Consider the following 10,929-nt stretch of genomic DNA (forward strand, 5'->3'; position numbering starts at 1 on the left):
CAGCCAACCGGACGAAACGTTTGCCGGCCCTGGCGCGGGGCATCCAGCGCCCATGTACACGGTTGCGCAGCTGATCGGCGGGGTGTGGGGGGCCGGCGGGGACGACGGCGAGTTCGTGGTCTGCGACCCGTCCGACGGCAGCCGGGTGAGCACCGCGCCGATCGCGACGGCCGACGAGGTGGGCAAGGCCGTGGCGGCGGCGCGGGAGATGACCGCGCAGTGGACGGCGACCGCACCGGCGGAACGGGCGGCGGCGCTGCACCGCGCCGCCGACGCGGTGGCCGACGCCGCCGACGAACTCGCGCAGGCCACCACGGCGGAGATGGGCAAGCCGCTGGCAGACGCCCGCGGCGGGGTGGACGCCGGCATCGGCACCCTGCGCCAGTACGCCGAACTGGCCGCGACGCGTGGTGGCCGTACCCTGCACGGCGATCCCGCCGCTGTCGACTTCATGGCCCCCGAGCCGCGCGGGGTGGTCGCCGTGATCACCCCGTGGAACGATCCGGTGGCGGTGGCCTGTGGGCTGCTCGGCGCGGCCCTGGTCACCGGCAACGTGGTGCTGCACAAGCCGAGCGAACGGACCCCGGCGACCGGGTGGCTGCTGGCCCGGGCGTTCGACACCGCGCTGCCGGCCGGGGTGCTGTCGCTGCTCACCGGCGGCCCGGAGACGGGCGCGGCGTTGGCCGCCGCCGAGGTGGACGTGGTGGCGCACGTCGGCTCCACCGCCACCGGCCGGGCCATCGCCGCGGCTGCCGCGGTCGGCGGTGCCAAGGTGCTGCTGGAGAACGGGGGCAGCGACCCGCTGATCGTCGACGCGGACGTCGACCCGGTGTGGGCGGCCGGTCAGGCGGCGCAGGGCGCGTTCGCCAACGCGGGGCAGATCTGCGTCGCCGTGGAACGGATCTACGCCCATCGGGACATCGCGGAGGACTTCGTCGACGCGCTCGTCGAGCGGGCTGCGGCCCTACGCGTCGGGCCGGGCCGCGATCCGGACACCGAACTCGGCCCGCTCGTCGACCGGCGGCACCGTGACCAGGTGCACGGGCAGGTCACCGCGGCGGCGGCCGACGGTGCCCGGATCCGGGTCGGCGGCACGCTGCCCGAGGGCCCTGGCGCCTTCTATCCCGCCACCGTGGTCGACAACTGTCGGCACGACCTGACGCTGGTCCGCGAGGAGACCTTCGGGCCGGTCGCGCCGGTGGTGGTGGTCGACTCGTTCAGCGAGGCGCTGCGGTGTGCGGCCGACTCGCCGTACGGGCTGGCCGCCACGGTGCTGACCGGGTCGATGAGCCACGCCCAGCGGGCCTGGCGGGAGTTGCCGGTCGGCACCGTCAAGGTGAACGCGGTCTTCGGCGGCGCCCCCGCCGGTGCCGCCCATCCCCGTCGGGGCAGTGGTCAGGGCTTCGGCTACGGGCCGGAACTGCTCGACGAGTTCACCGCGATGAAGGCGGTGCACATCGAGGCGCCCGGCGGCGGGCACTGGTGAGCGCGAGGGCCCGGTCGCGGGCGTACCCCTGCGACCGGAACCCTCGACGTCAGCTCAGTCGCCGCGGGCCTTGCGGGTCTGCCGGTCGTTGGCCTTCTCGATGGCCTTGACCAGTTCCGGCTTGGTCATGCTCGACCGGCCCCGCACGTCCAGCTTGCGGGCCACCTCCAGGAGGTGGTCCTTGGGGGCGTTCGCGTCCACCCCACCTGCGGTGGGTGCCCGCCGCTGCGGGCCGCCACCTGCGGCCTGCGCGTCGCTGGGGCCCTTGCGGCCCTTCGGCTCCCAGTGGTCGCCCACCTTCTCGAACTGGTGCTTCACCGCGGCGAAGGCGGTACGGTGCGCCCGCTCGCCCTCGCCGTAGGTCTCGACGGCGGAATCGTGCGTCTTCTCCCAGGTGCGCTGGGCCTTCTCTGGGGAGCGCCGCAGCGTGCTGGGCAGTACCTCGCGCCCGGGCATCTCGTCCTCCTGTCGTCTGCGAGCGTTCCTACTGGCGTCCCCGTTGCCGCAGCCGGTAAACGGGCGCGCCGGTTTGCCGACGGCTGAGGCCGGGTACCGGCCGGGCCACCCGAATGGGTCGCGAACTGCGAGGGAGCGGTGATGACCACGACGAACTCCGACGTCCCGCCGGCCGACGGTCGCACCGCCGCGTTGCCCCGCCGGATCCGCCAACTGAGCTGGCCGACCTGGCGTGGCGTGCTGATCCGCAGCGGCCGCAACTTCCTGCGGGACAACTGCACGGACTGGGCTGCCGCGCTCACCTACTACGGGGTGCTCGCGCTGTTTCCGTCCACCGTCGTGGTGGTCGCCCTGGTCGGTCTGGTCTCCGACGGCGAACGCACCGTCGACACCGTGTTGGACCTGGCCCGTGGCGTCGGTGCCGGTGACGTGGTGGGCAACGAGAGCTTCGTCGGGGTGGTTCGGGCGCTTGTGGACCAGAACAGTTCGGCCGGGGTCCTGCTCAGCTTCGGTCTGTTCGGTGCCCTCTGGTCGGCGTCGAACTTCATCGCGTCGTTCACCCGTGCCTCGAACGCGATCTACGGGGTGACCGAGGGCCGGCCGATGTGGCGGTTGCGTCCGATGCAGATCGGGCTCGCCGCCCTGTCGCTGGTCCTGATCGCCACGGTGGCCGCCGGTCTGATCGTCAGCGGCCCGGTCGCGGACGCGGTCGGTGACCTGATCGGTGCCGGTGGCGCGGCCCGTACGGCCTGGGCCGTGGCGAAGTGGCCGGCCCTGGCGATGATCGCGATGTTGCTGCTGTCCCTGCTGTTCTGGGTCGCGCCGAACGTGCGTCAGCCCCGCTTCCGCTGGCTCACCCCGGGCGGCGTGGTGGCGCTGCTCGCCTGGATGATCTCCTCCTTCGGCTTCGGCCTGTACGTGGCGAACTTCGGCTCGTACGACGCCACCTACGGCAGCCTCGGCGCGGTCATCGCGTTCCTGGTCTGGCTCTTCCTGTCCAACTCGGCGCTGATGCTCGGCGTCCAGATCAACGCCGAACTCCAGCGCGGTCGGGTGATCCAGTCCGGTGCGAACGACACCACCGAACCGGTGTTGCCGCCCCGCTCACCGGCCGATTCGTGACTGCTTGCCGGGTTTACCACCCACCGTGGCGGGTAGCGCAGAAGGCATGGATCGCGGCAACAGCAAGCACGCACCGAGAGTCGACGAGCAGATGAGCCAGGAGGTCAACGGCCTGGTACAGGGGCCGGGGACCGGTGGCTCGCGGGTCGACGAGTCCCGTGTACCGGAACCCGCCGGGGAAGACCAGCCGGAGACGACCACCGCCCCCGGCGGTGACCTGCGCAGCGGCACCCCACAGGGGATGACCTCCGAGGACGTCGAGGCGCGAAGCCGGCTCGGGCGGTTCATCACGATGACCGCCCTGCCCGGCGACCGGGCCGCGTTGCTCGCCAACGCGCGGGAGAACGAGGCACCCGACGACGTGATCGCCGCGCTGGAGCGTCTGCCAGACGGCACCCGGTACCAGACGGTGTCCGAGGTGTGGGCGGCGTTGGGGCACAAGAACGAGACGACGCGCTGGTGAGACGGGCCGTCCAGGCCCGTCGCCCCCGCCGGCGCAGGGAGGGATGCTGATGAGTGGCGTAACCGAACATGTCGACGTGGCCGTCCCGGTGCGGACGGCGTACGACCAGTGGACCCAGTTCGAGGAATTCCCCCACTTCATGGAGGGCGTGGAGTCCGTACGCCAACTGTCCGACACGATGACCCACTGGACCGTCGAGATCGCCGGGGTCAAGCGGGAGTTCGACGCCGAGATCACCGAGCAGCTGCCCGACGAGCGGGTGGCGTGGCGCTCGACCGGCGGCACCCAGCACGCCGGAGTGGTGACCTTCCACCGGCTCGACGAGCACAGCAGCCGGGTCAGCCTGCAACTGGAGTTCGACCCGCACGGCGTCATCGAGCAGGCCGGCGACAAGCTCGGCGTGGTCGACCGGCGGGCCAAGGGTGACCTTCAGCGGTTCAAGCAGTTCATCGAACGACGCGGGCAGGAGACCGGCGCCTGGCGCGGCAAGGTCGACCGACCTCAGCCCTGACCTGACCACGATCTCGTCGACGGCCGCCGGTGTCCCCACCGGCGGCCGTCGCCGTGCGCGGCGCGCCCGTCGGTCGCCGGGCCGGCTGGGCGCCGCCGGTGCACGGCGGTCCGGGCCGCGGGTGCCCGGGCTCCCGTTTGCGGCGACCGGGCGGGGGTACGGCTCAAGGCATGACGGACGACAGGACGTGGCGCAAAGAGGAGCGGCTCTCGCTGGAGGAGTTGGACCGGGCCGTGGCCCGTAACACGCTCGACGGGCAGGCCGATGACGTGACCGCCAACGACGCCGGTGAGGAGGCCACCTTCGGGCACGGCCCGGAGCCGGCCGACCGCGGTCGGGTCGTGCCCGGCAGCGACCTGGAGCCGACCGACCCGGAGCGGGGGTACCGCCCGTCGACCACCGGCCGTACCGGACCCGACACCATGTGACGCCCGCCCCGAACGGGTCGGTGAGACTCGGCCTCCCCGACCGGGGCGATGAAGCTCCGGCCGGACGGTCGGAAATTCGGACAGCTCGGCCAGAATCGGCCGTTCGGCTGACGGCAATGCCCTCGATGCGCGTAAGACTTTCGGAATGCATCAGGGCTCCGGCTTCCTCACCACGCGTCAGCGCCGCCTGGCATGGATCGGCTTCCTCCTTGCCGCCGTGCAGGCACCCGTCTCCGCCCGGCTGGTCGCGGACAGCTCCTGGCTGTTCAGCCTCTGCGTCGCGCTGATGGTGGCCACTGTGATCATCGCCGACGACGCCGCCCGCCGTCGTCCCGCCGACGCCCGCTCGACCGACTGACTTCACCGCCGACGGCCCGGCTCGCCGGGTCGTCGGCGGCTGTCTGATCGGTGGCGCGCTGGCTCTGATCCTTGGCCGGCTGACTGATCGTTGGCGCGGCTGTGTGACCGGTGGCGCGGCTGTGTGATCGGTCACCCGGGCCGAGGGCCGGGCTTGATCGGCGACGTCGACCGCTGGTCCGTTTCGTGTCGTCCTGAGGGCTGGCGCACCATCCGCGGCAGTGCCTGCTGCCCGGTCCGCACCGACTTGGAACTCGCGGACAGCCGCCGACGACCAGCGGTGGATGCACCTGCCAACCGAGTGGGCGAGGACGCTGCCGGTCCGGCTTGGGTAGATTCGCTCCCCATGCGCGTGCCCTCGAACCAGGTTCCCGCCTCCACTGCTGTCGACGCGACGCGAACCACCCTCGTGGGGCTCGCCAACGCCGTCGGGCTCGACGGGTTGGCCGCCGCCAACCAGCTGCCCGGGCTGCTCGCGGTCGTCGACCAGCACGCCGCCGCCGTACGCGACAGCCTGCACGGTGACCAGCGCCCGCTGACCGCCGCCGCGCTCGCCGGCTACGCCGAGGGCGTCCGCGCCGCGGCCGACGAACACGGGTGGCAACCGCCCACCGATCCGATCGACTGGTCGGAGGCCGACTGGGTGCTGGTGCGCCTGCTCGCCGTCTGCGCGCTGACCGCCGCCCTCGACACCCCGGCCCCGCAGCCGCCGCCGCTGTGACGGCAACGGGTGCCCGCCGTCGGCGGACACCCGTTGCAGCCTGCTGCCGTGCTCACCGGCGAAACTGCTGCGTTTCGTCGCTCGCGGCCCCGGACTGGTGGGTCGCCCGACCACCGGCCATCGCCTGACTCCGCTCGGCACCGGCCCGGTCGGCCATCTGCCGCTGGGTGTCGCCGCGACCGGCCGCAGCGCCCTGCCGCTGTTCACGAACGGCCCGCGACTCGTCGGCGATGCGGCGCAGCCAGTCCTCCCAGCGGTTCTGCATCGGCCGGACGAGACCACCACCGACGCCGATGATCAGAATGCCGGCCACCGTGGCGAGCACCGCGATGAGCACCGGAGTCGTGACGGTGGTGGCGATGCCCACCTGGTTGAGCGCCGCGATCACACCCAGGGCGATCACGAAGAAGGCCGTCACGTCGGCCAGCACCTTGCCGTACGACAGGCCGCCCAGGAACCCGCTGACGATGTCCCGTACGGCGTTGGCGATCGCGAAGGCGATCACCACGATGATGATCGCGACGAACGCGCGTGGCAGCCAGGCCACCACACCCGAGATCAGGTTGCTGATCGCGTTGGGTCCCCAGACCCCGAACGCGAACTGCAACGTGAACAGCAGCACGGCGTAGTACGCCAGCTTCGCCAGGATGTCACTGGCGTCGTACTTCGTTCGTTCCAGTGCGCGTTTGATGCCACCTCGTTCGACCGCCCGGTCGAACCCCACCCGTTCCAGCGCCGCGTCGACAATCTTGAGCACGGCTCTGGCGATGAGCCATCCGACCACCAGGATCGCGATGAACGCGATGGCCCTCGGTACGAACAGCAGCACCGACCTCCACATGTCAGCCACGGCATTGCCGATGTCGACCTGCCTGGCCGCGAAGGTTTCCGGCATGATGTCCCTCCTGTCGCATGGTCTGCCCCGCGCGCTTACCCCTTCGCTCGGACGGCACGCCGCGCCGATCGCCTCCTTTTTCTCGACAGATCGCCACAGGACTGCTCTGACCTGGACTTATGTCCATCGCCTCGACATCGCGGCGCATGATCGAAACACTGTTCGGCTCGCCGGACTAGGCTGCTGTCATGCCAGGAACGGTCGGGCGAGTCCCCACGCCAGCAGGCAGCGCCCCGAGTGCGCGGATGCCTGGCGTCACCGGCATGGTCGGCCGCCACCAGTGGAGCGGCAGCAGGCTCGGCCCCCCGGAATACTGGGACCTGGCCGTACGGGCCGCCGCCGAGATCGTGCTCGCCTCGCCGGCACCGATGGTGCTGCACCTGAGCGACGAGTTCTTCCTGCTCTACAACGACGCGTACGCCGAACTGATCGGCGACAAGCACCCCCAGGCCCTCGGACAGCCCGCGCCGCAGGTCTTCGCGGACATCTGGCCGATGCCGGGCATCGGTGACGTGGTGGAGCACACCTACCGCACCGGCGAGCCGTTCCTGGAACGGGAGATGACCCTGCCGCTGCGCCGGGCCAACGGGCAACTCGACCAGGTGGTGTACGTCCGGGCCTGCTCCCCGGTGCGGGACAGCCGGGGCCGCATTGTCGGTGTGCTGTCCGTGATCACCGAGACCAACCCGGCGATCCGGCAGTTGCAGGGGATCAGCGAACTCGCCGCGGCGCTGTCCGCCACCCTCACCCTCGACGACGTGGCCCGGGTCGCGCTGCGCTACGCGATCACCTCGTTCGACGCCGACCGGGTCTCCTTCGCGGTGGACGACGGTGGCGGCTGGCGGCTGGCCCGTCGGGTGCGGGGCGAGTTGGTGGACGAGGCCGACGAACGGCTCCCGCCGCTGTGGCGGCGCGGACCGGCGGACTGGCCGGCCCCGTCAGTGGTCAGCGCCCGCACCGGACGGGCCAGCTACACCGACGACGGCGAGCCGCTGCGCGAGATCGCCGCCGACCGTCACGACCAGAAGATCCGATCGCTGGCCACGGTGCCGTTGAGCGCCGCCGTGGTACGCGGTGCCCTCACCGTCGGCTACCGCTCCCCGCACACCTGGTCCGCGCAGGAGCGGGTGCTGCTGGCGGCGTCGGCCGAGTTGGTCGGCCAGGCCACCGAGCGGGCCCGCCGCTTCGAGACCCAGCACGGTACGGCCCAGTTGTTGCAGCGCAGCATGCTGCCGGAGAATCTGCCGGGCTTGCCCCGGCTGCGGATCGCGGCGCGCTACGACCCGGGCGTGGACGGCAACGCCGCAGGTGGGGACTTCTACGACGCCTTCGTGCTGCCCACCGGTGAGCTGGGCGTGGTGCTCGGTGACGTCGCCGGACACGACGTGCAGGCTGCGGCCCGGATGGGTCAGGTACGCGCCGCCCTGCGAGCGTTGGCCCTCAACGAGCCGCGCCCGGATCAGGTGCTCGTCGGGCTCGACCGTCTGGTCAGCAGCCTGGGCGCCGAGGCCGGTACGCACGAGCTGTTCGTCACCGTGGCGTTCGGGGTCATCGACGTGGCCCGGGAACTGCTCACCCTGGCCAGTGCGGGCCATCCGGCACCGCTGATCCGGCGTTGCTCGTCCGACGGCGAATCGCGGGCCGAGTACGTGCAGGTGCCGGCCGGCGCGCCGCTGGGCGTCGGATACCAGCCGGCGACCTGCACCGTCGCGTTTTTGCCCGGCGACACGTTACTGCTGTTCAGTGACGGCGTGGTGGAACGGCGGCGGCACGGGCTCTCGCACGGTCTGGCTCGGCTGGCCGAGTCGGTGGCCGCAGCGCACAGCGGCGATCCCCGTGCGCTCTGTGCCACCGCCACCGCCGCGGTGCCCGGCGCCACCGAGGACGACGTGGCCGTGCTCGCCGTCGAGTACGCGCTGCGGCCGAGCCGGTCGGCCCGGATGGAGGTACCGGCCGAGCCGACGGCGCCGAGCCGGGTACGGCACTGGATGACCGCCCAGCTCACCGAATGGCAGGTGGCCGAGTCGGTGATCGGCGCGGCGGTGCTGTGCACCAGCGAGTTGACCACCAACGCCCTGCTGCACGCCGGCACGGCGGCCCGGGTGGAGATCGATCTGAGCCCTGAGCGCCTGCTCGTGTCGGTGGCCGACTCGGGCTCGCGCGGCACGGTCACCCGGACCCGGACGGACACGCTGAGCAGTCGGGGCCGTGGGCTGGGCCTGATCGAGGAGCTGAGCGACGCCTGGGGCACCGATCCCACCGTGCGGGGCTCGACCGTCTGGTTCGAGATCCTGACTCCGCCGCAGTAGGGCCGGGCCCGCCGCGGGCCGCTCAGGTCAGCCGTCGGGCCAGCGCGCGACCGAGGTCGTGGCCGGAGCGCCAGGCCGTCTGTACCCGGGGTTGCGCACCGTACGCGTCTCCGGCCAGCCCGATCCCCTCGTCGTCGAGGTGGAACCCGGCGGCGGAACCGGCGGTGGGCTGGGCGTACGTCCACCGGTGCAGGTGCACGTGTACCGCCGGTTCGGGCAGGGCGAGCAGGTCGCGTACCGCCGCCTCGACCGCCGGGGCTGCGGCGGTGGGCTGGGCGAGATGCCCGGCGGCGAACTGCGCGGTGGTGTGCGCGACGAGCACGGGCGCCCGGTCCCCACGGCGGTCCCCGTCGTCGCAGACCAGGCGCAGCACCGGGTGGTCGTTGACGAAGGCGCCCCGGAAGTCCGGCCAACGCCGGTGCGGGAAGCGCAGCATCGCCGCCAGTGACGGTGACCAGCTCTGGTTCCGCAGCGCCTCGGTGGCGGCGGTCAGGGCCGGGTCGAGCACCAACGCGGCCTGTGGCCCGGGCATCGCCAGCACGGCTGCCCGGCACCGTTGGCCGTCCACCGACGGTCCCGGGGCGACGTCGAGCACCAGCCGGTTCACCAGCACCGGCAGGTCCTGTGACAGGTGCTCGACAAGTGAACGCAGTCCGCGCGGCGCCGCCCACCGCATCGGGCCACGGACCTCGTGCCGCCCCTGCGCGCCGTACGCGACGAAGGTGTCCGTCCACTCCCGGACCAGCCCGGCGGCCTGCCACTGCGCCACCACCTCGGCGAAGTCCGGATCGCTGACGGTGAAGTAGGCCGCGCCCAGGTCGGCCGGGCGGCCGTCGAACCGTTTGCTGGCCATCCGGCCACCGGCCACCTGGGCACGTTCCCTGAGCTGCACGGGCACGCCGGCCCGTCGCAGCTGCACCGCGCACGCCACACCGGCGATGCCGGCACCGACCACCACGACGCCGGCCCTCTCCGTAGTCACCCGGTGATCTTACGTACCGATCCCCGCCGGTTCCGTCGTACCTGCCCGCTGGCCAGGCCGTAAACATACCTAAAGCCATCGATGCTTCCGGAAGGTCTTCACAATCTCGCAACGGGTGCGTACCTTGACGGACATGTGGGAGCGCTTCCACGCAACTTGCTCGATATATCCGAGGAGCAGACCATGAGAACCCGACGCACGTCCGCCGTGGTCGGCGCGGTGACGGCACTCACCGTCGCCGCCACCGTCGGCGTGGGCGCGCTGCTGGCGGCGCCCGCCGCAGCTGCCGATTCCGCCTTCTACGTGGACCCGCAGACCAGCGCCGCCCGCTGGGTGGCGGCCAACCCGGGCGACTCCCGGGCCGCCGTGATCCGGGACCGGATCGCCAACGTGCCGCAGCCCCGCTGGTACACCACCACCAACACCTCGACCGTGCAGGGCGAGGTGAGCCAGTTCGTCGGCGCCGCCGCCGCAGCGGGCAAGATCCCGATCCTGGTGGTCTACAACATCCCCAACCGCGACTGCAGCAACCACAGCGGTGGCGGCGCGCCCAACCACAGCGCCTACCGTCAGTGGGTGGACCAGGTCGCGGCCGGCCTGCAGGGCCGACCGGCCACCATCATCCTGGAGCCGGACGTGCTCCCCATCATGACCAGCTGCATGGACGGCAACCAGCAGGCCGAGGTCCGGGCCTCGATGGCGTACGCCGGTAAGGCCCTCAAGCGCGCCTCGTCGGCGGCGAAGGTCTACTACGACATCGGCCACGGCGGCTGGCTCTCTGCCGGCGAGGCCGCCAACCGGCTGCTCGCCGCGGACATCGCCAACAGCGCCGACGGCATCTCGGTGAACGTGTCGAACTACCGCAGCACCGCCGGTGAGGTCTCCTACGCCAAGTCGATCATCGCGGCGACCGGGATCTCCCGCCTGAAGGCGGTCATCGACACCAGCCGCAACGGCAACGGTCCCGCCGGCTCGGAGTGGTGTGACCCGCCGGGACGGGCCATCGGCACGCCGAGCACCACAAACACCGGCGACTCGGCGATCGACGCCTTCCTCTGGGTCAAGCTGCCCGGCGAGGCCGATGGCTGCATCGCCGCCGCCGGTCAGTTCGTGCCGCAGCGGGCGTACGACCTGGCCATCGCGGCCGGGCCGCTGCCCACCACGCCGGCCCCCACCACCCCCGGCCCCACCACTCCCCC

General features: G+C 72.1%; 12 protein-coding genes. 9 read left to right on the forward strand and 3 right to left on the reverse strand.

Annotated features, from left to right (window positions below; translation table 11 throughout):
* Positions 1 to 52 precede the first annotated feature (52 nt).
* Positions 53 to 1,486: an aldehyde dehydrogenase family protein gene (locus C1A38_RS13135; RefSeq protein ID WP_102658103.1), complete on the forward strand. Its 1,434-nt coding sequence runs from the start codon at positions 53 to 55 to the stop codon at positions 1,484 to 1,486.
* Between the two features lie 54 nt (positions 1,487 to 1,540).
* Here the strand turns inward: C1A38_RS13135 and C1A38_RS13140 are convergent, their stop codons facing one another.
* A complete protein-coding gene (locus C1A38_RS13140) occupies positions 1,541 to 1,942 on the reverse strand; it encodes a ChaB family protein (protein ID WP_013732640.1) in 402 nt (133 codons plus the stop codon).
* A 141-nt stretch (positions 1,943 to 2,083) separates the two neighbouring features.
* Between C1A38_RS13140 and C1A38_RS13145 the strand changes: the two genes are divergently transcribed.
* The 6 genes from C1A38_RS13145 to C1A38_RS13170 all read left to right on the forward strand — a co-directional run bounded on the left by C1A38_RS13145 (position 2,084) and on the right by C1A38_RS13170 (position 5,544).
* On the forward strand, positions 2,084 to 3,064 hold the full coding sequence (locus C1A38_RS13145) for a YihY/virulence factor BrkB family protein (protein ID WP_102658104.1): 981 nt from the start codon (positions 2,084 to 2,086) through the stop codon (positions 3,062 to 3,064).
* Positions 3,065 to 3,110: 46 nt separating this feature from the next.
* On the forward strand, positions 3,111 to 3,527 hold the full coding sequence (locus C1A38_RS13150; protein WP_102658105.1) for a DUF2795 domain-containing protein: 417 nt from the start codon (positions 3,111 to 3,113) through the stop codon (positions 3,525 to 3,527).
* A 49-nt stretch (positions 3,528 to 3,576) separates the two neighbouring features.
* A complete protein-coding gene (locus tag C1A38_RS13155) occupies positions 3,577 to 4,038 on the forward strand; it encodes an SRPBCC family protein (RefSeq protein ID WP_013732637.1) in 462 nt (153 codons plus the stop codon).
* Positions 4,039 to 4,208: 170 nt separating this feature from the next.
* Positions 4,209 to 4,466 (forward strand): hypothetical protein, encoded by a 258-nt coding sequence (locus C1A38_RS13160; RefSeq protein WP_102658106.1) that lies wholly within the window; start codon positions 4,209 to 4,211, stop codon positions 4,464 to 4,466.
* Between the two features lie 145 nt (positions 4,467 to 4,611).
* Positions 4,612 to 4,824, forward strand: a complete 213-nt coding sequence (locus tag C1A38_RS13165) for a hypothetical protein (protein WP_102658107.1) — start codon at positions 4,612 to 4,614, stop codon at positions 4,822 to 4,824.
* A gap of 345 nt (positions 4,825 to 5,169) precedes the next feature.
* A complete protein-coding gene (locus C1A38_RS13170) occupies positions 5,170 to 5,544 on the forward strand; it encodes a DUF6401 family natural product biosynthesis protein (RefSeq protein WP_102658108.1) in 375 nt (124 codons plus the stop codon).
* Positions 5,545 to 5,596: 52 nt separating this feature from the next.
* Here C1A38_RS13170 and C1A38_RS13175 read toward each other — a convergent pair whose 3' ends face one another.
* On the reverse strand, positions 5,597 to 6,439 hold the full coding sequence (locus C1A38_RS13175; RefSeq protein WP_102658109.1) for a mechanosensitive ion channel family protein: 843 nt from the start codon (positions 6,437 to 6,439) through the stop codon (positions 5,597 to 5,599).
* A 188-nt stretch (positions 6,440 to 6,627) separates the two neighbouring features.
* Here C1A38_RS13175 and C1A38_RS13180 point away from each other — a divergent pair, with 188 nt between their 5' ends.
* Positions 6,628 to 8,748, forward strand: coding sequence for a SpoIIE family protein phosphatase (locus C1A38_RS13180; RefSeq protein ID WP_102658110.1), 2,121 nt, complete (start codon positions 6,628 to 6,630; stop codon positions 8,746 to 8,748).
* Between the two features lie 22 nt (positions 8,749 to 8,770).
* Here C1A38_RS13180 and C1A38_RS13185 read toward each other — a convergent pair whose 3' ends face one another.
* A complete protein-coding gene (locus tag C1A38_RS13185) occupies positions 8,771 to 9,730 on the reverse strand; it encodes an NAD(P)/FAD-dependent oxidoreductase (protein WP_102658111.1) in 960 nt (319 codons plus the stop codon).
* Between the two features lie 183 nt (positions 9,731 to 9,913).
* Between C1A38_RS13185 and C1A38_RS13190 the strand changes: the two genes are divergently transcribed.
* A partial coding sequence (locus C1A38_RS13190; protein ID WP_102658127.1) for a glycoside hydrolase family 6 protein occupies positions 9,914 to 10,929 on the forward strand: 1,016 nt, incomplete at its 3' end.

The organism is Verrucosispora sp. ts21 (assembly GCF_002879555.1).
Taxonomy (GTDB): Bacteria; Actinomycetota; Actinomycetes; order Mycobacteriales; family Micromonosporaceae; genus Micromonospora; species Micromonospora gifhornensis.